Annotated in this window: 21 protein-coding genes and 3 pseudogenes; 12 read left to right on the top strand and 12 right to left on the bottom strand. The window is 39.4% G+C overall.

The window, feature by feature from the left end; translation table 11 throughout:
• The first annotated feature begins 137 nt into the window (after window positions 1-137).
• From J7R12_RS00115 to J7R12_RS00105, 3 genes are all read left to right on the top strand, one after another.
• Window positions 138-1,820: an outer membrane beta-barrel protein gene (locus J7R12_RS00115; RefSeq protein ID WP_126602547.1), complete on the top strand. Its 1,683-nt coding sequence runs from the start codon at window positions 138-140 to the stop codon at window positions 1,818-1,820.
• A gap of 253 nt (window positions 1,821-2,073) precedes the next feature.
• Window positions 2,074-4,995: an isoleucine--tRNA ligase gene (gene ileS, locus J7R12_RS00110; protein ID WP_126602549.1), complete on the top strand. Its 2,922-nt coding sequence runs from the start codon at window positions 2,074-2,076 to the stop codon at window positions 4,993-4,995.
• 194 nt (window positions 4,996-5,189) lie between these two features.
• Window positions 5,190-5,717, top strand: a complete 528-nt coding sequence (locus J7R12_RS00105) for a hypothetical protein (protein WP_126602551.1) — start codon at window positions 5,190-5,192, stop codon at window positions 5,715-5,717.
• Between the two features lie 107 nt (window positions 5,718-5,824).
• Here J7R12_RS00105 and J7R12_RS00100 read toward each other — a convergent pair whose 3' ends face one another.
• Window positions 5,825-6,277 (bottom strand): nucleoside deaminase, encoded by a 453-nt coding sequence (locus J7R12_RS00100; protein WP_126602553.1) that lies wholly within the window; start codon window positions 6,275-6,277, stop codon window positions 5,825-5,827.
• Between the two features lie 261 nt (window positions 6,278-6,538).
• Here J7R12_RS00100 and J7R12_RS00095 point away from each other — a divergent pair, with 261 nt between their 5' ends.
• The 4 genes from J7R12_RS00095 to J7R12_RS00080 all read left to right on the top strand — a co-directional run bounded on the left by J7R12_RS00095 (window position 6,539) and on the right by J7R12_RS00080 (window position 10,452).
• The gene (locus J7R12_RS00095) at window positions 6,539-7,942 is read left to right on the top strand and encodes a pseudouridine synthase (protein ID WP_126602554.1); all 1,404 of its coding nucleotides are present in this window, start codon (window positions 6,539-6,541) and stop codon (window positions 7,940-7,942) included.
• Window positions 7,923-8,480, top strand: a complete 558-nt coding sequence (gene rsmD / locus J7R12_RS00090; RefSeq protein ID WP_126602556.1) for a 16S rRNA (guanine(966)-N(2))-methyltransferase RsmD — start codon at window positions 7,923-7,925, stop codon at window positions 8,478-8,480. Before J7R12_RS00095 ends, rsmD begins: the two co-directional genes overlap by 20 nt.
• Before the next feature lie 161 nt (window positions 8,481-8,641).
• The gene (locus J7R12_RS00085; RefSeq protein WP_126602558.1) at window positions 8,642-9,490 is read left to right on the top strand and encodes a transketolase; all 849 of its coding nucleotides are present in this window, start codon (window positions 8,642-8,644) and stop codon (window positions 9,488-9,490) included.
• A gap of 2 nt (window positions 9,491-9,492) precedes the next feature.
• A complete protein-coding gene (locus J7R12_RS00080; protein ID WP_126602560.1) occupies window positions 9,493-10,452 on the top strand; it encodes a transketolase family protein in 960 nt (319 codons plus the stop codon).
• A gap of 162 nt (window positions 10,453-10,614) precedes the next feature.
• Here the strand turns inward: J7R12_RS00080 and lldD are convergent, their stop codons facing one another.
• From lldD to J7R12_RS00070, 3 genes and pseudogenes are all read right to left on the bottom strand, one after another.
• Window positions 10,615-11,766, bottom strand: coding sequence for an FMN-dependent L-lactate dehydrogenase LldD (gene lldD, locus J7R12_RS00075; protein WP_126602562.1), 1,152 nt, complete (start codon window positions 11,764-11,766; stop codon window positions 10,615-10,617).
• 220 nt (window positions 11,767-11,986) lie between these two features.
• Window positions 11,987-12,144: pseudogene (locus J7R12_RS08880) on the bottom strand (integrase); the annotation flags it as partial.
• Window positions 12,145-12,183: 39 nt separating this feature from the next.
• Entirely contained in the window at window positions 12,184-13,272 is a 1,089-nt protein-coding gene (locus J7R12_RS00070; protein WP_126602564.1) for a 2'-deoxycytidine 5'-triphosphate deaminase, read from the bottom strand.
• A gap of 292 nt (window positions 13,273-13,564) precedes the next feature.
• Here J7R12_RS00070 and mutL point away from each other — a divergent pair, with 292 nt between their 5' ends.
• Complete coding sequence (mutL, locus tag J7R12_RS00065) at window positions 13,565-15,403, top strand: DNA mismatch repair endonuclease MutL (protein ID WP_126604012.1); 1,839 nt, start codon at window positions 13,565-13,567, stop codon at window positions 15,401-15,403.
• A gap of 114 nt (window positions 15,404-15,517) precedes the next feature.
• The gene (locus J7R12_RS00060; RefSeq protein WP_126602566.1) at window positions 15,518-15,754 is read left to right on the top strand and encodes a DUF2093 domain-containing protein; all 237 of its coding nucleotides are present in this window, start codon (window positions 15,518-15,520) and stop codon (window positions 15,752-15,754) included.
• A gap of 28 nt (window positions 15,755-15,782) precedes the next feature.
• Here J7R12_RS00060 and lpxK read toward each other — a convergent pair whose 3' ends face one another.
• The 8 genes and pseudogenes from lpxK to J7R12_RS00020 form a co-directional block, all read right to left on the bottom strand.
• The gene (gene lpxK / locus J7R12_RS00055) at window positions 15,783-16,802 is read right to left on the bottom strand and encodes a tetraacyldisaccharide 4'-kinase (RefSeq protein ID WP_126602567.1); all 1,020 of its coding nucleotides are present in this window, start codon (window positions 16,800-16,802) and stop codon (window positions 15,783-15,785) included.
• Entirely contained in the window at window positions 16,792-18,114 is a 1,323-nt protein-coding gene (gene waaA / locus J7R12_RS00050; protein WP_126602569.1) for a lipid IV(A) 3-deoxy-D-manno-octulosonic acid transferase, read from the bottom strand. Before waaA ends, lpxK begins: the two co-directional genes overlap by 11 nt.
• A gap of 703 nt (window positions 18,115-18,817) precedes the next feature.
• Window positions 18,818-19,063: a DUF4170 domain-containing protein gene (locus tag J7R12_RS00045; RefSeq protein WP_126602571.1), complete on the bottom strand. Its 246-nt coding sequence runs from the start codon at window positions 19,061-19,063 to the stop codon at window positions 18,818-18,820.
• Window positions 19,064-19,108: 45 nt separating this feature from the next.
• A complete protein-coding gene (locus J7R12_RS00040; protein WP_126602573.1) occupies window positions 19,109-19,912 on the bottom strand; it encodes a 3'(2'),5'-bisphosphate nucleotidase CysQ in 804 nt (267 codons plus the stop codon).
• On the bottom strand, window positions 19,899-21,230 hold the full coding sequence (locus tag J7R12_RS00035) for a TldD/PmbA family protein (RefSeq protein WP_126602575.1): 1,332 nt from the start codon (window positions 21,228-21,230) through the stop codon (window positions 19,899-19,901). The genes J7R12_RS00040 and J7R12_RS00035 overlap by 14 nt, the downstream gene beginning before the upstream one ends.
• Before the next feature lie 420 nt (window positions 21,231-21,650).
• Complete coding sequence (locus J7R12_RS00030; protein ID WP_126602576.1) at window positions 21,651-22,100, bottom strand: SRPBCC family protein; 450 nt, start codon at window positions 22,098-22,100, stop codon at window positions 21,651-21,653.
• A gap of 242 nt (window positions 22,101-22,342) precedes the next feature.
• On the bottom strand, window positions 22,343-22,762 hold the full coding sequence (locus J7R12_RS00025) for an EVE domain-containing protein (protein WP_126602578.1): 420 nt from the start codon (window positions 22,760-22,762) through the stop codon (window positions 22,343-22,345).
• A gap of 762 nt (window positions 22,763-23,524) precedes the next feature.
• A pseudogene (locus J7R12_RS00020) lies at window positions 23,525-24,051 on the bottom strand (helix-turn-helix domain-containing protein).
• A 145-nt stretch (window positions 24,052-24,196) separates the two neighbouring features.
• On the opposite strand from J7R12_RS00020, the gene J7R12_RS00015 reads away from it, so the two are divergent.
• From J7R12_RS00015 to J7R12_RS00005, 3 genes and pseudogenes are all read left to right on the top strand, one after another.
• The gene (locus J7R12_RS00015) at window positions 24,197-24,490 is read left to right on the top strand and encodes a helix-turn-helix domain-containing protein (RefSeq protein ID WP_126602580.1); all 294 of its coding nucleotides are present in this window, start codon (window positions 24,197-24,199) and stop codon (window positions 24,488-24,490) included.
• A gap of 73 nt (window positions 24,491-24,563) precedes the next feature.
• Complete coding sequence (locus J7R12_RS00010; RefSeq protein ID WP_164713721.1) at window positions 24,564-24,704, top strand: hypothetical protein; 141 nt, start codon at window positions 24,564-24,566, stop codon at window positions 24,702-24,704.
• Window positions 24,688-24,931 (top strand): annotated as a pseudogene (locus J7R12_RS00005) (hypothetical protein); the annotation flags it as partial. The gene J7R12_RS00010 and the pseudogene J7R12_RS00005, both read left to right, overlap by 17 nt.

Genomic DNA, 24,931 nt, shown 5'->3' with positions numbered 1-24,931 from the left:
TTATTAACACTAAAGATTGCTGAGAGGCTCCGTCAAAGACGGGGCCTCTATTTTTTTGTGAATGTGACATTTTTGCTACAGATATTTTAAGGCAGATGCACTATATACGCTCCGTTTTGGATATTTGGAGATATTTTATGAATACGAAACGTTTAATAACAGCATCTATTTTCGCATTGATTTCAGCTTCTGCAGCACAAGCTGCTGATGTCACAGTTCCTCATCAGTCAACACCAGTTGCGTCGTCAGCTTTTGTGGTTCCTAATTTTACATGGGCGGGTTTTTACTTGGGTGGCCAAGTTGGTGGTTTATCCAGTAAAACTGATATTAGCATTGTTGGTAAGGACAAGAGTATACCGCTAAGTAAGGATTTTTCCCCTAAACTTTCGGGGTTTGAAGGTGGTCTTTACGTAGGTTCTAATATCGATCTCGGCGATAACTTCATTTTTGGTATCGATACGGATTTAATTTGGTCTGGACAAAAACACACAAAGACTATCACTATAGGTGAGTCTAATAATGCTGAGATAGACAATCTAGTAGCAAGATCTCGTAGATCAGCACGGTCAGCATCAGGCGTATCGGGAGGCGTAGGAGGCGTACCAAGAAGCGTGTCACTATCCCCACAAAAAGCAGCAACAGACGCAGCTCAAGCTTCAACAAAACCAGAAGTGCCAGCAAAACCGGCAGCGGCAAAACCGGCAACTCCAGAACAAACGGCAGCAGCAAAACTAGCAGCTCCAGCAAAATCAGCTCCAGAACAAACGGCAGCTTCAGAGGGGTCAGTGCGGGGAACAGCAGTTTTACCAGTAAAGTCGACACCAGCGCCAGCTACAGAACAGCGGGCAGCTCCAAAACAAATGGGCGCTTCAGAAGCATCAGTGGGTAAAATAACGCATTTAGCAGGAAAATCAACATCAGTAGAGGCAGGAGTTTCAACGGGGACTTCATTGGGGAGATCTGCATCAGTATCAAGTTTAGCGCAAACACCTCCAACAAAGCCGGCGGCAGCGAAACCAGCAGATTCAGCAGCACCAGTATCAGGGGGAGCAGAAAGATCCCCATTAACACTGGCGAGATCCGCACCAGTAGAAAATTCAACGCAAACATCTTTAGAAAAGCCAGCTCAAGCAGAACATGCTAACAGTGGAGGAAACAGGGTTTCCCATAGTCTGTCTCGTGGCGCATCTAATGGAGCAGGACACAGTTCTCATCCGCATGGTGCACCTCACAGAGTTGGACATGGGGCTGGGACTAATTCCCATGGCGCTAATCCACACAGCGTTGGTGCTAATCCACGCGCTTCTAATCCTCATGGTAACTCCCATGGCACAAACAGCGCGGCTGGACGTAGTGCACAAGCTTCGGATAAAAACGCCAACAGTGTATATGGTGTAGAGCAAATGAGAAAAGTGGTCTCTGAACTTGGTTTGGAGAGAGACAGTGAAGTTGAAACTTTAAGTCATACTTTAAAACAGAATTGGTCTGGTGCGACACGGGTGCGTATCGGTTTTGCTGCTGATCGCTTTATGCCTTATGTTGCTGGTGGTATTGCTTATGTGCAGCTCCAAGATACTGTCTCAATATCATTAAAGAAAGAAGATGGAAGAGTCGTTTCTTCTAAGAACTTAACTGATGAAACAAAGACTATGATTGGTTATACTGTTGGTGGCGGTGTTGATTTTGCAATGTTGGATAATGTAATTGTGCGGGCGGAATATCGTTACTCCGATTTTGGCAAGAAGAAATTTGCAAAAGAAAAAATTGAGATGAAATATACGACCAATGATTTCCGCGTTGGTGTAGCTTACAAATTCTAATTTGTTGTAAGAATAGATTACTAAGAGGCTCCACCAATGGTGGAGCCTTTATTTTTTGAGAAGATCATTTTTGGGTTTTCTTTCTTGGTGATTTCATGATAAACCCCGTAAAATATGATGATATATCTTCCTGATTACTGCTTAATGCGAATGATTCATTCGACTTTCCCTATAAGATTAAAAAAACAGAATTGCAGGTTTCAGGAAAGTTATGCAAAAATGAAATCGTAAAAGTGGACGGGAATATTTCACAATGACTGTGAAAAGTGAAACAATAGATTATTCGAAAACTCTTTATCTACCACAAACAAATTTTCCTATGCGTGCGGGATTGCCGCAAAAAGAGCTTGAATTGATGGAACGGTGGGAAGATATGGGACTTTATGCGCAATTGCGTCAGCAAGCAAAAGATCGCCCATTGTATATTCTTCATGATGGTCCACCTTATGCAAATGGGCATATTCATATTGGTCATGCTTTAAACAAAGTTCTAAAGGATGTGATTGTTCGTTCATTCCAAATGCGGGGTTTTAATGCAAATTATGTTCCTGGTTGGGACTGCCATGGTCTTCCGATTGAATGGAAGATTGAAGAAAAATATCGTGCACAAGGGAAGAATAAGGATGATGTACCCCTTAACGAATTTCGTCAAGAATGCCGTGAATTTGCACAACATTGGATAACTGTTCAAAGTGAGGAATTTAAACGCCTTGGTGTTGTTGGAGATTTTAAGTTACCCTATACCACAATGGCTTTTCATGCAGAAGCGCGCATTGCCGGTGAATTAATGAAATTTGCTCTGTCAGATCAGATTTATCGCGGTTCAAAGCCTGTGATGTGGTCTGTTGTGGAGCGTACGGCTCTGGCAGAGGCTGAGATTGAATATCATGATCATGAGTCAGAGGTTATTTGGGTTAAGTTTCCTGTTTTAAAAACAGATTCTAGCGATTTGTATGACGCCTATGTCGTGATTTGGACTACGACTCCGTGGACAATTCCTGGTAATCGTGCCGTGAGTTATTCGTCGCAGATTTCTTACGGTGTTTATGAAGTTGAAAGCGCAGAAAATGATTTTGGTCCTCAAGCTGGAGAAAAACTTCTTTTTGCTGATGCGTTAGCTATGGGTTGTGCGGAAAAAGCAAAACTTGTTTTGAAGCGTTTACGTGTTGTTTCTGCTGATGAGCTTAAAACGCTTATTCTTTCTCATCCACTCAAAGGTTTGGCTGGAGGGTATAATTATCAGATTCCACTGCTTGATGGTTCGCACGTAACAGAGAGTGCTGGTACAGGTTTTGTGCATACAGCGCCAAGCCATGGGCGTGAGGATTTTGAAGTTTGGAATGTTTATAAGCCTTTCTTGGAGCAGGCGGGGATTGATTCGTCTATACCATTTCCTGTTGATGATGCTGGTTTTTACACAAAGGATGTTCCTGGTTTGGGACCAGATCGTAAAGAGGGACCTGCACGCGTTATTGATGATAATGGAAAAATGGGTGATGCCAATAGAGAGGTTATTAATGCTTTAATTAATGCGGATCGGTTGTTTGCACGTGGTCGTTTAAAGCATTCCTACCCTCACAGTTGGCGTTCAAAAAAGCCGGTTATTTTCCGTAATACACCGCAATGGTTTATTTCAATGGATAAAGTTCTTGGAGATGGTTCAACTTTACGCAGTCGTGCTTTGGAAGCTGTTTCGATGACACGTTTTGTTCCTTCTTCTGGGCAAAACCGTTTAGCTTCTATGATAGCAGATCGTCCTGATTGGGTTCTTTCTCGCCAGCGGTCTTGGGGGGTCCCTATTTGTATTTTTGCCAATGAGGATGGTGTTGTTCTGAAAGATGAGTGCGTGAATGCGCGTATTTTGCAGGCTTTTGAAGAAGAAGGGGCAGATGCATGGTTTGCTGAGGGAGCGCGTGAGCGTTTTTTAGGTGATCGTGCACAGGAGTCTTGGGTTCAGGTTTTTGATATCCTTGATGTTTGGTTTGATTCTGGAGCAAGCCATAGTTTTGTATTAGAAGATCGAGTTGATTTAAAATGGCCTGCCGATGTTTATTTTGAAGGGTCTGATCAACATCGTGGATGGTTTCAGTCCTCTCTTTTGGAAAGCTGTGGTACGCGCGCTTGTTCTCCTTATAAGACAGTAATTACACACGGTTTTACTTTAGATGAAAATGGCAAGAAAATGTCTAAATCTTTGGGAAACACGGTTGTCCCACAAGAGATCATTAAAACATCTGGTGCCGATATTTTTCGTCTTTGGGTCATGACAACGGATTATTGGGAAGATCAACGTTTAGGCAGAAAAATTCTTCAAACAAATGTGGATTCATATCGTAAACTACGGAATGCAATTCGTTGGATGCTTGGGACGTTAGCACATGATGAAGGAGAGGAAATATCTTATTGCGAGTTACCAGATCTTGAAAAACTTATCTTGCATCGGCTTTTTGAACTCGATCAATTGATTAATCGAGCCTATGATGAATTTGATTTCAAAAAGATTATGCGTGCATTGTTGGATTTTTCGATCATTGAATTATCGGCATTTTATTTTGATATCCGCAAAGATTCTCTTTATTGTGATGCTCCTTCATCAAAAAAGCGTAAAGCTTCTTTGCAGGTTGTTCGTGAGGTTTTTAAACGAATGGTCACATGGCTTGCTCCCATGTTGCCTTTTACAATGGAAGAGGCTTGGTTGGAACGTTATCCAGAAAGCCAATCTGTGCATCTGGAACAATTTTGCTCTGTGCAAAAGGAATGGCAGAACGAATCTTTGGCTGAACGTTGGAAAAAAGTTAAACAGGTTCGTAAGGTTGTGACGGGTGCTTTAGAGCTTGAACGCGCTGATAAGCGTATTGGGTCATCTTTAGAAGCTGCACCTATTGTTTTTATTTCTAATCCAGCTTTATTGGAGGCGTTGGAGAACTTAGATATGGCGGAAATTTGTATCACCAGTGCTCTAACAATTAAGCCGCATGCATTACCTGGGGATGCTTTTACTCTGAGTGATGTTGAAGGTGTTGGTGTGTATCCGGAGAAGGCATTGGGAAAAAAATGTGCTAGATCATGGCGTTATACACAAGATGTTGGGAGCGATCCAGCTTATCCTGATGTATCTGCTCGTGATGCGGAAGCTTTGCGTGAACTACAGATGCTTGGCAAGATTTCAAATTGAGATTAAGGGATAGAAATGCGGAGTTGTAAAGAACATTATTATGATTTGAATTCTGTCATTGATGCAGAGAGCCTTTTATGATAATGATGAGGTCCGTTGTTTTTCCGTGGGGGGTAAGTTTGTGTGTAAGCCAGGTCTCCAATAAATTGCGGGAAGATCAAGCAACCATATACTTAGGAAAATAGGGATAAGCAGTGAAGAAGCGTGAAGTAAAAAGATTGCCAATAAGCATTTTAGGCATGTGCTTTATTTTAACAGGATGTGGTTTATCCGCTCCTACCTATGGTACAGATAAGCCGGTTTCATTACAGTTTTTTGAAGATGTTGCTAACATTGCTTCGCTAACACCAACAAATGACAATAGTCAGCTTGTGATGAAAGCGCATCCAAAACTTGTGATACCCGAGCCCAATGCCCGCAGAGTTTTGCCATTGCCGCAGCAGGATAACACTTTTAGGAGAACAGCAACATCAAAGCAGCATCTTGATCGAAGTAGGGGGGCTGTTTTTTCTCAAAAAGCATCATCAGTTAATGAGCATGCTCGTGCTGGTTCGGAAAGCGTTTCACAGTTGAATGAGAAGCAACGGCAGGAATATTTACGTCGTCAGAGAGCGCGAGTTGGAAGTGCGAATTATCGCCGGTATCTCACGGAACCTCCTTTAAGTTATCGTCAACCAGCAAGGACTGCACCTGTTGGTCCGGAAGTAAAAACGAAGCGTTAAAAGAGTGCGAGAAAAAAGGTATTCTAAAAACGGGTTTTGGTAACAGGAAGAGCAATTGCCAGAGAGTTCTCATATTTTGAGAGATGAACTGCTGTTAAGAAGATGAATTATTTTTCATGCCGCTTTTGTGCAAAAAAGTCTTTCAGAAGTTGAGCAGCTTCTTTTTCTTTGAAACCAGAATAGATCTCAGGTCTGTGATGACAGGTTAGTTGCCGATAAAAGCGTGGGCCATGTTCAATAGCGCCTCCTTTTGCGTCATTTGTTGCATAATAAAGACGCCGTACACGTGCAAATGAAATGGCTGCAGCACACATAGCACAAGGTTCGAGTGTTACATAAAGGTCGCAATCAGGAAGTCTTTCGCTTTGGAATATTTCACAAGCCATACGGATTACACGCATTTCTGCATGTCCGGTAGGGTCATGTGAGGCTTTTATCGAGTTACCAGCGCGTGCAATAATTGTATTTCCGCGTGTGATAACAGCACCTACGGGGATTTCGTCTTTTTTTCTTGCTTCTTGCGCTTCTAAAAGGGCTATTTCCATGGGAGTCAAAGTCATACTGTTCTTTCTACTGAAATAGAGGAAATCAAAAAGGCTTCATCATAAGAAGACTGTTGCAAAATGAATGTGCTATGATCCTTTGAGAGGGAGCATTATTTTTTTAATGTTTAAAATCAACTTGCAAGCAAACAAGTGTATTATTGTTGCTAAAGGATAGCAAATGATAAATGATTATGTTACTTCCCCTTTTAAGATAAGAGCTATAGTGCAGACAGGCGGTTTTCTGAACGTACTGAAAGAGATTGGTGTAAAGAACAAATGAAGGAAAACGGTGAGAGTGAACGGATTGCTAAAAGGTTAGCGCGTGCTGGTGTTGCCTCGCGTCGTGATGCAGAAATGATGATTTCTGCGGGTCGTGTTGTTGTTAATGGTAAAGTTGTGACGACTCCTGCTTTTAATGTTACCCGCTCTGATGTGATTAAAGTTGATGGCAAACCTTTATCTCCTATAGAGCGAACACGGTTATGGCTTTACCACAAGCCAGCGGGACTGGTCACCACGAACCGTGATCCTGAAGGGAGACCAACAGTTTTTAGCAATTTGCCGCAAGGGATGCCTCGTGTTCTTTCTGTGGGTAGGCTTGACATTAATACGGAAGGGCTTTTGTTGTTAACCAATGATGGTGGTTTAGCACGTGTATTAGAGCTTCCTGTAACGGGATGGGTCCGCAAATATCGGGTTCGTGCTCATGGAAGAGTTAAACAAAATGCTCTTGATAATCTTAAAAATGGCATTGCGATTGATGGTATTTTTTATGGTTCGATTGAAGCATCGATTGAACGTGAACAAGGATCAAATCTATGGCTTTCTGTAGCTTTACGTGAAGGAAAAAATCGTGAAATAAAAAATGTTCTTGGTGCATTGGGATTATCGGTTAATCGTCTCATTCGTGTATCTTATGGTCCATTTCAGCTTTCTGATTTGGAAGAGGGAGCAGTTCGCGAGATAAAAGGACGAATGTTGCGTGATCAATTGGGCGAGCGTTTAATTATGCAAGCCAATGCAGATTTTGATTCTCCTATTCTGAAGCCTTTTTCAAATTCTGCAGTTGTTGCAGAAAAACAAAGTGATAAAGATCTTGTTGTCACCAAGGGGAGTTGGATTTTTTCGAGTGTAAGAGATGTGCAACGTAGGCAGCGAAGCAGTTCTGTGAAGCACAATCAAACACGATTGGGAACAAAATCTGATGAGAAATTTATTCGTAAGGATAAGAGCGAGGAAGGAAAAACAGAGCGTATTTTGCCTCGTTCGCGCCGTTCTAATGTTTGGATGGCTCCTGGTGCACGCCCAAACAGTGGGCGTAAGAAGCCTTTTTACAGTGAAAATACCTCTCATGATCATAAAAGCAATTTAGTCGGTCAAAGAGCTTTCCATAAAGGTAAGGAAAAACCACCAGAGGTTCAGCTGCACAAAGAGAAGAGCGTTCGTTTCGATCAAAGGCGTGGTAAAAAACCTTATGGTGAGGAGCGTGTTGGTGGCAAGAAGGAGCGTTTTTTAAAGAAAGAAGAAAAGGTTGTGAAAGGCAATTATGATGAGCGTTCTTTTGAGAATAAGCGTAAGGCTAAAATATTTGATGGTTCTATGAAAAAATCTAAAGTGTATAACGGTGGTGCAAAAACAGCCAAAAGATTTGGAGGATCACGTGCGGATCGTCGGCGGTAAATTTGCCGGACGTATTTTGTTTACACCTGTGGGGCAGTCAATTCGCCCAACGAGTGATCGTACACGCGAAAGTCTTTTCAATATTCTTGCTAGTCGAGAAGAACAATTTTGGACCAATAAACGCATTCTGGATCTTTTTGCTGGTACAGGTGCTTTAGGTATAGAGGCTTTATCGCGTGGTGCAAAAGCTGCAGTTTTTGTTGAAAATTCCGTTGATGGGCGGGGGATTCTTCAAAAAAATATTGAAACTTTTGAATTGCAATCGATTGGGCGTATCTTGCGCCGTGATGCAACAAAACTAGGCAATATTGGGACAATGCTTCCGTTTGATGTTATCTGCGCGGACCCTCCCTATGGGCATTGTTTAGGCGAGCGTGCTTTTGTAGAGGCTCTGAGAGGCGGATGGGCAAAAGCTGAGACACTCTTTGTGCTTGAAGAAAAGAGAGATGCAATTATTCATTTACCTGATATCTTTTATCTCGATGATGAGCGTTTTTATGGTGAGACAGCAATACGTCTCTATAAACTGCGATCATAGCTTCGAGCTTGAAAAACTCTTGTTTTTATCCGATAGAATAATCAGATTTAAAGATTCTTTTTATGATGGAAATGGTATTACGCGTATAAAAATTAAGAAATACGTACTGTATAAAATGATGATTTAAGATTATTTTTAAAATCTTTCGCGGGGGATAATATATGGTTTATGCAACCAATAAAACGGATATTGATGATGCGATTTATGCTCTTCGTTTACGTCTTAAAATACTCAACCTCATTAGAAAAGTGAAATCTGGACATACAGCTGGTAGCCTTTCCTGTATTGATTTTATTTATATCTTATACAAATATATCCTTCAAATAGCTCCAACCCGTATTCATGATAACAATCGCGACCGATATATTCAAAGTAAGGGGCATGCAGTTGAAGCGCTGTATATTATATTATCAGAAATGGGATATTTTGATCCTCAACTTCTCGAGACTTATCTAAAATTTGGTTCTAATTTTATTGGCCATGTAAGCAAAAAAATTCCAGGCATCGAGCAAAGTACAGGTTCTCTTGGCCATGGCTTATCTCTTGGGGCAGGTATGGCTCTTGCTGGGCAGCTTAATTCTCAATACTATCGCGTTTTTGTACTTCTTGGTGATGGCGAAATGGCAGAGGGATCTGTCTGGGAGGCTGTAATCTTTGCCGCACACTATAAACTCAGCAATCTTATCGCAGTTATAGATAGAAATCGGCTACAAATTACTGATACGACTGATGTTTTAATGAAAGCAGAGCCCTTAGCAGATAAATTTACAAGTTTTGGGTGGCATGTTATGGAAATGGATGGTCACGATATAACACAATTGAAGAAGTCGTTAGGATCACTTTCATCTCATAAAGAAAAACCAACAGCAATACTGATGAACACAATAAAGGGATGTGGTATTTCCTACATGGAAAACGACATATGCTGGCATCATAAAGTTCCAACAGATGAAGAATACAATATTGCTGTTAATGAAATTCAAACAAAAATTCGATTAATGGAAGAATAAGCGTGGACATTCCTCATCAAGAAACGCAAAAAGCTGTAAAATTTTCAAACCTCGAGATTGTAAATAAAACGCTTATAAATATAGCGCAATTTGATCAAGACATTGTTATTTTAACAGCTGATTCACGCATATCTGGAAAGATTGATCAATTCGCAAAGCTCTATCCGGAACGTATTGTAGAAGTTGGTATTGCTGAACAAAATTTGGTAGGCGTTGCTGCTGGACTTGCCTCATGTGGAAAAAAGCCATTTGTTGTTTCACAAGCTTGTTTTTTGACGACGCGTGCACTTGAACAAATAAAGGTAGATGTTGCTTATTGCGAAAATCCTGTTCGATTGATTGGGATTAGTGCTGGGATTAGCTATGGACCACTCGGAGCAACACATCATGCCATTTCTGATTTTGCTTCGCTTCGGGCTATTCCTAACATACGCATTATTGCTCCTGCTGATAATAAAGAAACAGAAGCTGCCATACTCTCTACTCTAAACGATCCTATGCCGGTTTATATACGTTTAGGAAAGCGTGCAGTGGAAAATATTCATGATGGTGCTTCAAAAATCGATATACATAAAGCTTCTATTGTAAAAAAGGGAAAAGATATTCTTTTGCTTGCAACTGGAGAAACTGTCCAGATTTGTCTCGATGCTGCTGAAGAACTCCCAAAATATGAAGTTATCCCAACAGTTGTAAGTGTTCCAACAATTCGGCCTTTAGATGAGGCATTTGTGCTAAAATTATGCAAATCCCACAAATCCGTTGTTGTCTGTGAAGAGCATAGTATCAATGGGGGGCTTGGAGAAGCAATTGCGAGATTACTTATGGAGCAGAGCATTGCATGCAAATTTATATCATTAGGAATACCAGATGAGCCAATTTGTAATGGAAGCCAATTAGAGGTTTTAGCAAATTATGGAATGAGTCGAGTTGGGATAGCGAAAGCTGTGTTAGCAATGAGATAATCAAAATATTAAATTACATCCGAATATATTCTCTAGCTCAAAATATCATAAATTATTGAGGATACGGAGAGATAAGACATATAAGTCCATTAAATTCTTGCATTTCCTGTTTCTCAGGAAACAAGCTTTTCTTTTTCTAAAGATGATGTATCTGTATTCTCTCTATTGCTCAAAAGCATCGGTGTGCACTAGATTTTCGCGTGAAATGTCTTTGACTGCCTGTACACCAGTTAATGTCATAGCAACCCGCATTTCATTAGCAAAAAGATCAAGGAGTTGCGTAATACCTTTCTCACCTGCGGCTGCAAGAGCATAAACAAAAGCACGACCAATCATAACAGCGTCTGCACCTTGTGCTATCATGCGTACAGCATCCAGGCCAGAACGAACACCGGAATCCGCTAAAATGGTCAAATTGCCCTTTACAGCTTCGGCAATTGCTGGCAATGCGTGTACAGTTGATAAGACACCATCAAGTTGACGCCCACCATGATTGGAAACAACAATACCATCAGCACCAAATTGCACGGCTTCTCGTGCATCTTCTGGATCAAGAATACCTTTCAGAACCATTTTTCCTTTCCAAAAGTCTCGAATCCATTGTAGATCACGCCAACCAATTGAGGGATCAAAATTAGCTCCAAGCCAACCAACATAATCATCTAATGCAATCTTTTTTTGCAAATAGGTAGAAACATTTCCAAGGTCATGTGGACGCCCCATAATACCAACATTCCATGCCCAATGCGGATGAGTAAAAGCTTGTAAAATACGACGTAATCCAGCATAAGGTCCAGACATTCCTGAATGTGCATCGCGATAACGTGCCCCAGGAACCGGCATATCAACTGTAAAAACTAAGGTGCGTATACCAGATGCCCAAGCCCGCTCTAATGCATCACGCATGAATCCGCGATCTTTGAGAACATAAAGTTGAAACCAAAATGCACTTCCAACGGCTTTCTGCACTTCTGCAATGGGGCACACTGAAACTGACGATAGGGTAAAAGGAATACCTTTTGCAACGGCCGCACGCGCTGCTTGTACTTCACCACGGCGTGCATACATGCCTGTTAATCCAACGGGTGCAAGTATAATGGGCAAATTAAGTGTTTGATCAAAAAGCTTTGTTGAAAGATCAACATCACCAATCTGTTTCAGAATTCTTTGACGTAATGCAATTGCCTGAAGATCTGTACAATTTCGTCGCATTGTTTCCTCAGCATAAGCTCCGCCATCAATATAGTGAAAAAGAAAAGGAGGAAGCCGACGTTTTGCTGCTTTGCGGTAATCAAATGTTGAGGAAATAATCATGAATGGCACCATTGTTTCTGAATGAAAAGCGAAAACACCTTAAAATCAATAAAGATGAGCCCGCGCATCTCCTCTTAAATGTTCTCACAGAACACAAAACTAAGTAAATATAAGTAACAGAGATTGCAATTCAAAAAATCAATTGATAACGAAAATGTCTTTATTTACTCTCTCTAGGTTTATGAAAATTTCATCATGTTTATCTCCAATGCGCAATCTATGAAACCGGTAAACAGCCTAACTTAGGGAGAATATAAAGTTGTAAAGGTAGAAACCAGTTTCTATCCTTACCATCCCTTTTAGTCCAGCTTTGCGTTTTTGCTTCTCACGTTCTTTAATGGGGGCACGACCCTCACGTAAAACAGAACGCCATTGTATTGCAGTTACTCTGTAATGACATTAAAATACGTAGTATCTTCATTTAAAATGCTTAGATAGCTTTAATCCCTGTGCTTGGTAATGAGATCCAGCATTTTGCCCATAAAGTTTTAGCGGTCGATGAAGCATATGTTCATATACTAAACGGCCAATAATTTGGCCATGCTCCAAAATAAACGGAACTTCACGGCTGCGCACTTCCAAAACCGCTTTTGCTCCTTTTCCTCCCACTTCCATATGTCCAAATCCTGGATCAAAAAAACCGGCATAATGCACCCGAAATTCACCAACTAAGGGATCAAACGGGGTCATTTCAGCTGCATAAAGTGGAGGAACATGGACCGCTTCTCGCGAAACTAAAATATAAAACTCATCAGGATCGAGAATGAGTTCTCTTTGACCACGGTCAAAAAGAGGTTCCCAAAAATCTAGAACGTGAGCAACAGCACGTTTATCAATATCAATAACACTTGTATGGCGTTTACCACGATAGCCCACAAGCCCATTTTCATCCCCCTTTAAATTAATAGAAAGCCCAATACCACCCGCACTAATATTAGGCAGATCATCTGATATCAGCGTTTCATTCTTATGCAAAGCATGGAGTTCACTTTCATTTAAGTAACTGTGTCCTTTGCGAAATCGAAGCTGAGATAAACGTGAACCGGTACGCACCAAAATTGGGAATGTGCGTGGGCTAATTTCAAGATAAAGTGGGCCATAATAACCGGCACAAATTTTATCAAACTCTTGTGCATTATCTGTAATAACACGTGTAAAAATATCTAATCGTCCAGTGGAACTTTTAGGATTGGCAACAGCTGATAAAATTTCAGGTAAAGCCAAACTTTCCAAAAGAGGAACAATATAAACACAACCTGTTTCTAAGACTGCTCCGTCTTGCAAATCGAATTCGTGCAATTTTAATCGTTCGAGTTTATCTAAAACTTTTACATTGAACCCAGGCATAAAGGAAGCACGTATACGATAGGCTTTGTTTCCTAAACGAAGATCAAGACTTGCAGGTTGTATTTGGGCTGGATCAAATGGCCAAAGAGCTTTAAGAAAGTCATTATCAATTAAAGCTTGTATATCATTATCTGCCAAAATACCGCTTACATGCGCCATATGTTTCGCCTTCCATTCTTACTCACTTTCTTTTTGGCGTAGATAATGAAGGAGTGCAAGATATTTTAGAGTGATAAAAACACTTCTCCTTTGATTTTTCTTATCAATTATTCATATGAGAATGTTATGAACAATAAAATAGCATTTGATACATGATTCTTTGAAAGTCAATGAAGAGTATTATTTTGAGAAAATACTTTTCATGCACTCTCATTCTTGAATGTTGCACAAATAATGCTATCATACCTCAAAGCTTGCTAAAGAATCCGCAGGAATCCTGTTAGAATTTATGATGATTATACGCCATCTCAGCGAAAATATTATTAATCAAATTGCCGCCGGCGAAGTTATTGAACGGCCAGCAAATGTTGTCAAAGAACTTGTTGAAAATGCCATTGACGCGGGAGCAACGCGAATTGAAATTGTTACAGCAAATGGGGGAAAAAATTTTATAAAGGTGAGTGATAATGGCTGTGGTATTCCTGCAGATCAGTTAACCTTAGCAGTTTCTCGCCATTGTACCTCAAAGATTACTGATGATGTGCACAATATCTGCTTTCTTGGGTTTAGAGGAGAAGCTTTACCCTCTATTGGTTCTGTTGCTAAACTTAAATTAACCTCACGAACGCAAGATGCTGAGAATGCTACTGAAATTATTGTTACAGCAGGGAAGGTTTTTGGCCCCAAACCAGCTGCTGCAAATCCTGGAACAATTGTTGAAGTTCGTGACCTTTTCTTTGTCACGCCAGCACGGCTAAAATTTATGAAAACTGACCGCGCTGAAACGAATGCTATTACCGATATGATTAAACGAATTGCTATCGCATTTCCACATATTCGTTTTTCTCTTTCAGGTCCAGATAGAACTTCTATGGAGCTTCCTGCTACGGAAAATAACATTCAAGGACAATTACAACGTATTACGCAGATTATGGGTAAAGAATTTGCTCCCAACAGTATTGCACTGAATGCTGAACGCGAATCAGTCCGTTTAACTGGGTTTGCTTGTTTGCCATCCTTTAACCGTAGTAATAGCCTTCATCAATTTGCTTATGTTAATGGGCGCCCAGTGCGTGATAAATTTCTTTGGGGAGCAGTTCGAGGAGCTTATGCTGATGTGATGACGCGGGATCGTTATCCTGTATCCATTCTTTTTATTGATTTACCACCTGCTGATGTAGATGTTAACGTCCACCCAACAAAAGCGGATGTTCGCTTCCGTGATCCGGGATTTATTCGCGGTTTAGTCGTCGGAGCAATTCGTGAAGCATTGCATCAAATGGGTGTTCGTCCTACTTCAACGCGTTCTGAAGCAATGTTGGCTGCATTTCAGATACAACAGCCATTGAAGACTTTTAAAAGCACTCACCCGCCTTTTTCTTACAACCCTCAGCATTACCCTTTGGCATCTGCATCAATGGTGCATAAGCCATTGGATATTACCAACTCTGTTGGTTTAGAAGAAGATGTTACTCCTCTTATAGAGGGGTTAGATACGCCAAGCGGTGATGCTTACATTCCAAGTACTGAAACATCATCAGAAGAACTATCTTATCCGCTAGGAGCAGCCCGAGCACAAATCCATAAAAACTACATTATTTCTCAAACTCAAGAGAGCTTGATCATTGTCGATCAACATGCTGCTCACGAAAGATTGGTTTATGAAGCACTCAAGAATGCACTTTATTCCAAGCCGCTTGCTTCACAATTGTTGCTTATCCCTGAAATTGTAGAGCTCTCTGAAGAAGATGCAACATGTCTTTTAGCGCACAAAGATGCTTTGCAAAAGTTTGGCTTGGGCATAGAACCATTTGGACCTGGAGCAATTGTTGTGCGTGAAACACCCTCTATGTTAGGAGAGATCAATGTACAAGCTCTCATTAAAGACCTTGCAGATGAAGCTGCTGAATATGATACGACAGACAATTTAAAAGCAATGCTTGATTATGTTGCAGCAACGATGGCTTGTCATGGCTCAATACGGTCAGGACGTGTTTTACGCCCCGAAGAAATGAATGCACTGCTACGACAAATAGAAGCAACCCCTCATACAGGCACGTGTAATCACGGGCGTCCTACTTATATTGAACTCAAATTGGCTGATATAGAGAGGCTTTTTGGTAGAAAATAAGTTTCCACGCATTGTTTTGGTAAGAAAAAATTAAATTCACTCTCGACTTTATAGGGCATTTTATGGCACTTTTCTTGAGTTATCTCTCATACTAATAAGAAGGGATTATAAAGTATGTTTTCCAAGGATGAACGTGAAGCAAAAATTCATTATTCCAATAATGGATATAAAATCATAGAATATGGAACCTATACTCTTTGTGCGGTTAGCGGACAAAAAATCCCGATAGATGATTTAAAATATTGGAATCATCACCGCCAAGAAGCATATGCGAGTTGTGAAATTTCCTATCATCGTGAACTTGAATGCAATCCGTATCTCAGTGAGTTGTTAAAAGCACAGAAAAAATAACAAATTTGAAGGCTATAAATTTCGCTTTTTAAAGAGGATGTTTGCGTTCTCTAAAACGGGTTATGACTTGCTCAAGCAGCTTATGGCAAAAATCTTCTTGAGCAAAATTAACGTGAACATCAAATACAATAAGATTTTTTAAATCTTTTTGCACATGGTTTGTTTTTATACGTGCGTAATCCTTAGCAGTTGTAGCGAGCCATAAGCTTTGAGTTTTAGCTTTTTGTGCAAGATTTTTTAAATCTATGTCAGTAAAAAAATAGTGGTCAGGATAAGAGTAAGTTTGCACCACATGACCAGAGAGTTCTTTAATGGATTTAAAAAATTTATCTGGATTGCCAATACCTGCAAATGCTAAGAATGATTTTCCTGCAACCTTATCGGACGCCAATGATTTAAAATGAGCGTGATGCAAAGGTTTTCCAGTATGCATGAGAAGAAAAGCCATTTTATCATTTGCGTCCAAATGACCAATCAATAAAATACTATCTGTGAAAGAAAGTTGTGTTTTTAGTGATACACGCAAAGGTCCTGCTGGAAAAACAGCTCCATTACCAAAACCACGCATTGCATCGACAACGAGCAGTGCATAATCCATATAAAGACGGCGGCTTTGAAACCCATCATCCATTAAAATAAGAGTACATCCTTCTTGCTTGAGCCGTTGTGCTGCCGCATAACGATCAACTGATATGGCAACAAAAGCATGCCGTACAAGTAAAAGCGCTTCATCTCCAACGTCGCGTGCATTATCATATTTCTCATTTACAAGATGCACTCCCTTAAATGCTCCACCATAACCACGTGATACAACACCAGGCACGAAACCAAGTTCTTTAGCAGCTTTTGCAAAAGCAATGACAACAGGTGTTTTACCGGTACCGCCACATGTAAAATTGCCAATACATAAAACTGGAAGATCAATAATAGGGGGTTCTTTTGCCATACGGCGGTTTGAAAAATAACCATATATCCAAGAAACTGGAGCTAGTAAAAAACGTAAAAAACTTCTCTCCTTCCACCAAAAATGAGGTGTACTAATATGCATACTGACTCCGATGTTGACTCAAACCTGTTTGTATCACGAGAGGTTGCAAAAATGGTTCAAGAAGTTTTAATGTGCGCTCGAGTGCACCTGCCATACCGGTTGCTACGTCATAGGCTTTATCAACCATTTCTTGTCGTAATGCTTCATTTGTTAAAAGCCTATACACTTGTATAGCAAGTTGTTTTGTGTTTTGAATCACAAATGCTGCATCACGCGTTAAAAATTTGTCAAAAATTTCTTGAAAATTAGAAACATGAGGCCCCGTTAAAATAGCTGATCTAAGCAAAGCTAACTCCAATGGATTGTGTCCACCATCTCCACATAAAGACTTCCCAATGAAAGAAACTTTCGATAAGCGAAGGAAAAGTCCCATTTCTCCAATTGTATCGCCCCACAAAATGTCGGTATTTGCATCTGGAACAGCATTGTTACTTCTACGGATAAAGCGCAAATTCTTTTTGTCGCATTTTCTCATAAGGTCTTCTAAACGTTCAGGATGGCGAGGCACAATGATTGTTAATATATCCGGCAAATAATTTTTGAGAATTTTATGAACTTCAAAAGCAATTTCCTCTTCCCCTTCATGGGTTGAAACAGCTGCCCAAACTGGGCGGTTGCCAATAGCACTATGATAATACGTAAGCAAATCTTGATCTTCAATCGGCAAAACATCAGCCTTGAGATTGCCAGAAAGTGCAACAGATTTTACCCCAAGGGCGTTATAATAAGATACATCTTTTTCGTTTTGCCCAATAGCCAAGTCAATATGCTTAAAGATATGTTTGGCAAGAACACGCCGTTTTTGCCAAGCTTTAAAAGATCGTTCAGACATATGAGCATTAACAAGAATCTGTGGAATATGCATCTTTGCAAGTTCTTTAATACGAAGAGGCCAAATCTCTGATTCACAAATCAATGCTAAATCCGGTTTCCAATGACTGATAAAACGATGTACAGCCAGATCTAAATCTAACGGAGCATATTGATGAATGAGACGATTACCAAACTGCTTTTTTACAAGAGAAGAAGATGTTACAGTGCAGGTTGTTAATAATATATTGATTTTTAATGATAAAATATAATTAATAAGTGGGACAAGAGCAAGTGTTTCTCCAACACTTGCCGCGTGCAACCAAATTAATGGGCTTTGAGGACGGACTTTATGGCTTTTACCCAAACGCTCTTTTTGGCGACCCCACTCTTCTTTTCCACGGACAGCACGAAGAAACAAATAAAAGGGTATAACGGGACGCAAGCAAAAACCCATCATCCGATAGATTAAAAGAGCCGCACATGCCTTTAGTTCCATCATTAAAACCACCTTATTCACTTGTTTTAAGACGCCTGCAAGCTTTTTCTATTAAACGATTCATCACCCTTGTTCATTGCATCAATTTTTCAGAGCGAGGAGCGAAATATTTTCCGCATTTTAAGCAACAAAAAACGCTTTATTCATGAGAATGCTTTGGAAAAACGATATCACAATTTTTCCTGTATTTTTTCAAGAACTTTCTCCCATGAGAATGTATGTACATACAGTATGACATAGTACAGGTAAATAAAAGATAATCCTTTTTCTAGTTTTATGCACTTTATATCCATAATTATGGAGTTTCTTGTCAGGATTAAGAGCATTTTTATCATGAACACTCTCATAACTAACTTATGAACATAAGGAATTTTACTTTTTCTTCTTAAACTATGAACAAATTTAAACTCTCGTTTTTTAATGCTCCATTTATTTCTGAATTAACAAAACAAAAAAGTCATAAGAAATAGATTATGATCGCTTTAGACCTTAGCAACATTCTTTAAGTTTTTTAAGAGGAGATTCGTTCAATAAACAAAGGGTACACAATCCATTCACACACTAAAAAACTGTATAAACCACATCTTTATCACAAAAAGCACTTTACAAAATACACTTAATTTTCATTCATCCTAATAGTATATCGAAAAAATTTATTTTTTTAGCATTTGCATAATGAGGAAAGTAACAGTCTAAAATTCAAGTTTTATGATGCATCATCCATTTCACTATCAAGAAGGCGATGCAAGTCTACGATGTAATAACGTTGTAATGCATTATCTACACTGCTTTGTGCTTTCGCTTGCCACGCTTCTTGAGCTGATTGATAATCTGGAAAAATACCAACCACATCTAAATCATCAAGATTCTTAAATTGATTACTTTTAAGATTTTTCAATTCCCCACCAAATACAAGATGCAAATGTTGTTTTTTTTCATTGGTATCGGTCATGGAGCCTCCATATCGTTAAGAAATTTTAGCGCATTTTTTATGTGATTAAACTAACTTTGCTTGGCGAACAACATCTATCATATCTTGACAGCAATTATTTTTACCCGCAATCAAAAGTCCATATTGATAAGGTTCAATTCCGTAAGATATAAAAGGTGCATCAAGTGATAAAAAACATCCTCCACATTCCTGTAAAATAAGATCAGCCGCTGCGATATCCCATGCATGACAATTTGGACGAACAAACACAATATCAATCTCATTTTGGGCAACAAGGACAATACGATATGCAAGAGAGGGAATATGGCGATACAAACTAATTTGATTGAGAAAATCATCTGGCAATTTTTGAGCGAGCGATTTATCGAGTGAAACTTTATATTTGCGTTTAATCTGAGATGCCAAAAAAGGAAGTTCTCTGCCATTTAATGTCGCCCCTCCACCAATAAGAGCCGCATAAACATCACCCTGAGCTGGACATTGCACAACACCCACGATAGGGCGCCCATTCTCAATAATAGCTATCGAAATACACCAATAGGTATTGCCAGAAAGAAAACCACGCGTTCCATCGATAGGATCAACCACAAAGTAGCGTTCATAATTTTGTTGTTTCCGATGATCTTTCGTTTCTTCTGAAATCCATCCATAATTCGGACGCGCCTCAAGGAGCTTTTCTTTCAAAAAATGATCAACTGCAAAATCCGCCTCACTAACTGGTGAATTTCCATCTTTTATCCAAACGTCTAAAGCACATCCAAAATACTTCATTGCTAAATCCCCAGCCTCTCGGCTAACATCAAGCAAAAGATTTAAATCAGAAGAAAGATGTGTGTTATTTTCCTGCAAGTGTCATCCCTTCAATTAATAATGTTGGCGCCGCTGTACTATAACGCCGATCAATATCGTTGGCAGGTGTTAAATGTGCTAACATATGGAGCAGATCAGAACCCAGTGTTACTTCGCTTACTGGATAAGCAATTTCGCCATTTTCAATCCAAAAACCAGAAGCACCACGACTGTACTGTCCCGTAACGAAATCAATGCCATGCCCGAATAATTCTGTAACATAGAATCCGGTACGCAAATTTTTTATCATATCGTTAGGTGATATTAAACTCGGTTCAATAGCAAAATTGGTACTTGCTGGTTGAACCAATGAAGCTGAACGTACACCATGACCATTGGTTTCAAGCCCCAATTCACGCGCTGAAGATGATGAAAGAAGCCAGTTTTTTAAAATACCATTTTCAATAATATTCAATGTTTGCCCTTCCACACCTTCTCCATCGAAAGGACGAGAAGCATTCCCACGCAATCGCAAAGGTTGATCTGTCACATGAACATCCGACTTCATCACTGTTTTTCCTAAGAAGTTTTGTAAAAGACTCGTTTTACGAGCTACAGATGCTCCATTCACCATACATGCGATATGCCCAGCAATTCCGCGAGCTGTACGCGGATCAAAAATAACATCCAAAACCTTTGTGGTAGCACGAACTGCTCCCAAACGTCGAACTGCTCTAATTCCTGCATTTTTTCCCACAATTTCTGCTGCTTCCAAATCAGAAAAATGGAGGGCAGCTGTATAATCATAATCCCGTTCCATTGCGGTACCTTCACCAGCTACAGCACTGCAAGAACGTGAAAAATAACTGGAATGATAAGTCCCACAAAAACCATCACTCGTTACAAGAACAAACCCACTACGGCCATAAGCTGTTGTGGCTCCACCAGAATTGCTCACTCCTTTAATATCGAGGGCTGCTGCCTCCGTTTTTAAAGCATCTTCTGTTAAAAAATGACTATGTGGAACAAAATCATCAAAAAGATCAAGATCTTTAGGGTGTGTAACCAAATAGTCTTTATTTGCCAAACCTTCAAATAAACTGTCAGGAGAAGCTTTTGCCATTGCAACAACACGCTCTGCTAGTTTTTGCGGATAAGTCGTTAAATTAGCAGAAACACTTGCTACTTTTTTGCCAACAAAAACCCTTAATGTAAAGTCATTGCTCTTTGAAGCTTCTGTCGATTCGACTTTTCCGCAACGAACTGATACGCTGGTAGAATGTGAACGGACAATAACAGCATCAGCAGCATCTGCTCCAGAACGCTTTGCTGCTTCAACCAACGAAGCGGCTTTATCAATCTGGTTTTTGTCAGTCATTATTAGACTCCCTTAAATATTTTATTATTTATACGGATAAGCAATCTGGCGAATTCATATAAAATGTCATTTTGTATGCTTATCAATATAAATACTCGCATACACACATTCTTTTAATAAAGTGAACGATTTTTTTCAGCTTCTTTCAAAAAAATGCAAGTAAAATCTCTTTGGCTTCAAGCTTTCTAATTCGCTCATTGTCGTCAGTGAGTCAAATACATATTTCCATAAAACCAATGGGAAATTGTGCGATGACACTTCATTTTAAACGCTAAAACTGCAAAATGGACTAAATTACATACCCCATGAGCAATTGGTTAGTTAAACACTCACGGTTCAAAGACTCAACTCTAATGTGGGCTATAACTTCTGCGTCGTCTTTTTTTAACAAATTCAATTTCCTTAAGTGAGTAAGTATAGTTATGAAAACGATTTATTCCCAGTAAGAGCACGGCGGTTCATTTCGATCATTGCATCACGAAGATGTAATTTAATCTTTGATCCAATAAGCACTCCAAATAAAGGGGAAAGTAAACCAGTCATAGTTACTGTATGACGAATTTTATTTTTTGAAGAACCAGATTTTGTTGAGCTAATATATTCATGATCAAAAATTATGCGTGTAAAAGGAAGTTTAGTATAATCAGAAAAACAAACGTTTTTTATAACTTTATCAAGTGTAAAGGTTACTTTCGGTCCTTTTTTTGGTTTCATTTGTCCTATAGCTTCTGCTTTGAAAGCATTAGGAAGTTCTACCCATTCAAGTTCATGGTCCCAACAAGGCCATGTTGCTACGTCTTCCCACATAGCCCAAATTTGTTCAGCACTTGCTTGTGTATAAATCTCTTCGCTATGTGTCCATTTAAACATGAGGGTCCCCTTTTTCATAAAAAAATCCTTTTAATAGAATAGGCTATATAGGATTCAAGCCAAAAGAAAGTTTTAAATTTAAGATGTTTATTCCTATTGCAGTCCAGTTTTCAACAGCAGTGTCATGACACATAATGCATTGATACCAATCTCTTTAGACTATGCTTTAATTAAAAGAAAACCCTTCAGTTTCTAAGAAAGATTTTCTTTATATACTTGAAATAACAAAAATAGATAAATAATTAGCTATCATAAATTCCCATTGCTTTGCGAATTTGGGTTGCATCATGAGTCGTAATTTCGAAAAAACCTCGCCTTGCTAACATCCCCCAATGAGGATTAGATAGAAATTCTAGACTTTGAACTTCTTTTAAAACAACAGGTTTTGCTTGTTTATTAAAAACAGCATCTTTTCGAAAAGGTTTGAAATCAGGAACTTGCTCTACTTGATAAATGTGGTTGTCTTTAAACACACACTGAAACTCTATAGTTTGAAGAATTTTTCCAGTGCCCATTTCACTCCGTGGACAGTAAATGAAGACTTCATCTCCCTTAGATGTTTTTTGAAGTGGGGCAGCCTTACCGTGACAGATTTGAAGGAAACCTAATTTGGCTGCAAGGCGAGCGTGATCTTGAGAAATTACAGCTATCCAATGTTTCATTTTATATTTATTCTTTCGCAAAGTAAGCAATATTTTCTGCATGAAGTGAAATATCTCTTTTAAAGTCATAACACAGAGGGGGGGGGAGACATCGTTTAAGGTATAGATGCAACCTGAGTAAATTAAATCTGTAAATTGCTTATAGGCCGTTAATAATATTTTATAGACAAAAAAAATCATAATGCCTGTTGTTGAATGCAATCTCGCAATGAAGATCACTAAATAGTTATTGAATTAAAAGCAGATTTCAGGATTATTAAAATCTCACAAATGCATTACATACCAGTGCATTTATTTAAAGGGGATATATCCCATTGTTGCTATCCTCTAGCTCATACTATACTTCTTATATCTTTAAAGCATGAAGACATAGCAAAGTACGATGCGTGTAGCTTGACACTAGGTTTTATACTAAGTGGGAAAGAGGTAGGATCAGTTAGGAATACGTGGTAATTTGTTGTTTTTATGGATATTTTTTACCATTAAATGCGCATTTTGTCAAAATGGATTTTGACACCTAAAATTGCGAAAAAGAGCGAAAATCAGAAAAAAGTGCATTTTCATGGTAAAAATGAGAGAAGGCTTTGAAAGGTCTTTGAAAACCCTTTGAAGATTTTTAAAAAGTCTGTGAAAGCCCAGAAAACCGCCTTTGAAGCCCCTTTGAAAAAAATGAAAAAAAAGTGCAACCAGATTCAAAATCAGCCAAAAATGACAAAAAAAGCAAAAAAGATTTTCATATCGATTTTTCATATTAAAGGGGCATTAAGCCGTATCTTGTGTAGCTTCTAGATGTACTCTTTCAGCTTCTATTTGACGCTTTAAATGCAATTTTAGAAGAGGCAAAGTAAGCTCTACTTCTTCACTATCATTGATGTTTTGAACAAGCTCTTGCAACTTTTTATAAAGCTCTGCTGCTAATTCCGCTATATCTTCAGGGGGAGTTTTATTTTTGCATCGCGATAGGTTGTATAAGCTATGCGACCGAGCTTTTTCATGAGCCCAGCAGGGATGGTAGGTGGAGAGATATTGAAAGCCCGAGTCATCATCATGTCTATAAACATCGCATCTTCACCAGTCAAAAGCCAATTCAGGTTCACTCCAAATTTTTCCTTATATGCTGATAAAACTGTTGCGTCTGGAGTTCTGTCACCGCGTTCGTAATTTCCGAGTCCCTGAATACTGATACCAATTTTAAGAGAAAATATATCACGAGATAAGCCCACAAGCTTTCTAACTTCTGTGAGTCGTTTTGCTAATGCGGTTTTGGGCTCATTTTTTTGTCGTTTCATATTACAAATGTTTACAAATGAGGTTTAATAATATCCTATTTGTAGATATACCTCATATTACCGTCTGTAAAAAAGACGGTTATTACACAAAGAACCCCACAAAAAACGGATGTTGGAGCATCCGTTTGAAGTAGGAGCGAAGTTTATGACTCTCACACAAGTATGGGATCGCCATAGTATTTTAGCCGAGCTACGCCGCCGTAATATGACCTTGGCGGAGCTCGCGAAAGCTTATCAACTACCGTCATCCAGCGTTCAACACATCTGGACACGGTCTAATGAGAAAGCTGAACGTGCTATTGCCGATTTTATCGGTTTGCCCGTCGAGCAAGTTTTTAGTGACCGCTACCCCAAAAGTCGCCGTCGCATTTTTAAAGCAGCAAAACATGCCAACACAGATTCGCGTGCGCATTCTGCTTTGCGCGGTAATGCTGCTTGAACTTCGTTACACGGCTTTGCGTTTTTGCGCATTTGCCATGAGTTTAAATACCATAAGATAAAAAGGTTTATCAATGTCTAAAGATCAATACGAAATGGGCAAGATAAATTGCATAGAGTTGTGTCGTCAGGCAGCCGTTTGGAAGGGTTGGTTCTGGCGATTAGGGGGTGGTCATATTGTTTTTATAGGGGGTGGTTATGGTTGCTGCTTGTAATTTATGGACCCCAGATGTCAGAAGCGATATCGTTAATCCTTATTCAGAAGTTGAACGTTTACAGGTGATGCTTTCCTGTTCTTTAAAAGCCGTGAGTGGGGGATTTAAGCATCTGCCGATCCGGTATATTATTGACCCTCCGCATGGCTTATTTGATGCGGCGTTAGCACGGCAGATTGTTATTCATATCTTGCATTATCAGTTTGAGGTGCCACGGCGGCGTATTG

The organism is Bartonella vinsonii subsp. vinsonii, from assembly GCF_902825235.1.
Lineage (GTDB): Bacteria > Pseudomonadota > Alphaproteobacteria > Rhizobiales > Rhizobiaceae > Bartonella > Bartonella vinsonii.
Note: the sequence above shows the minus strand (reverse complement) of the source record. Positions and strands in the feature narration are given on the sequence as shown.

Bases quoted from the DNA above. Each gene is read 5' to 3' on its own strand.
- J7R12_RS00015 (WP_126602580.1), top strand. From the start codon at position 24,197: ATGACTCTCACACAAGTATGGGATCGCCATAGTATTTTAGCCGAGCTA.
- J7R12_RS00035 (WP_126602575.1), bottom strand. From the start codon at position 21,230: ATGACTGACAAAAACCAGATTGATAAAGCCGCTTCGTTGGTTGAAGCA.
- J7R12_RS00070 (WP_126602564.1), bottom strand. From the start codon at position 13,272: ATGGCGCATGTAAGCGGTATTTTGGCAGATAATGATATACAAGCTTTA.
- ileS (WP_126602549.1), top strand. From the start codon at position 2,074: ATGACTGTGAAAAGTGAAACAATAGATTATTCGAAAACTCTTTATCTA.
- lpxK (WP_126602567.1), bottom strand. From the start codon at position 16,802: ATGCATATTAGTACACCTCATTTTTGGTGGAAGGAGAGAAGTTTTTTA.
- J7R12_RS00010 (WP_164713721.1), top strand. From the start codon at position 24,564: ATGTCTAAAGATCAATACGAAATGGGCAAGATAAATTGCATAGAGTTG.
- J7R12_RS00045 (WP_126602571.1), bottom strand. From the start codon at position 19,063: ATGACCGATACCAATGAAAAAAAACAACATTTGCATCTTGTATTTGGT.
- J7R12_RS00025 (WP_126602578.1), bottom strand. From the start codon at position 22,762: ATGAAACATTGGATAGCTGTAATTTCTCAAGATCACGCTCGCCTTGCA.
- J7R12_RS00085 (WP_126602558.1), top strand. From the start codon at position 8,642: ATGGTTTATGCAACCAATAAAACGGATATTGATGATGCGATTTATGCT.
- J7R12_RS00100 (WP_126602553.1), bottom strand. From the start codon at position 6,277: ATGACTTTGACTCCCATGGAAATAGCCCTTTTAGAAGCGCAAGAAGCA.
- mutL (WP_126604012.1), top strand. From the start codon at position 13,565: ATGATTATACGCCATCTCAGCGAAAATATTATTAATCAAATTGCCGCC.
- J7R12_RS00095 (WP_126602554.1), top strand. From the start codon at position 6,539: ATGAAGGAAAACGGTGAGAGTGAACGGATTGCTAAAAGGTTAGCGCGT.
- J7R12_RS00030 (WP_126602576.1), bottom strand. From the start codon at position 22,100: ATGTTTAAATGGACACATAGCGAAGAGATTTATACACAAGCAAGTGCT.
- lldD (WP_126602562.1), bottom strand. From the start codon at position 11,766: ATGATTATTTCCTCAACATTTGATTACCGCAAAGCAGCAAAACGTCGG.
- waaA (WP_126602569.1), bottom strand. From the start codon at position 18,114: ATGATGGAACTAAAGGCATGTGCGGCTCTTTTAATCTATCGGATGATG.
- J7R12_RS00060 (WP_126602566.1), top strand. From the start codon at position 15,518: ATGTTTTCCAAGGATGAACGTGAAGCAAAAATTCATTATTCCAATAAT.
- J7R12_RS00115 (WP_126602547.1), top strand. From the start codon at position 138: ATGAATACGAAACGTTTAATAACAGCATCTATTTTCGCATTGATTTCA.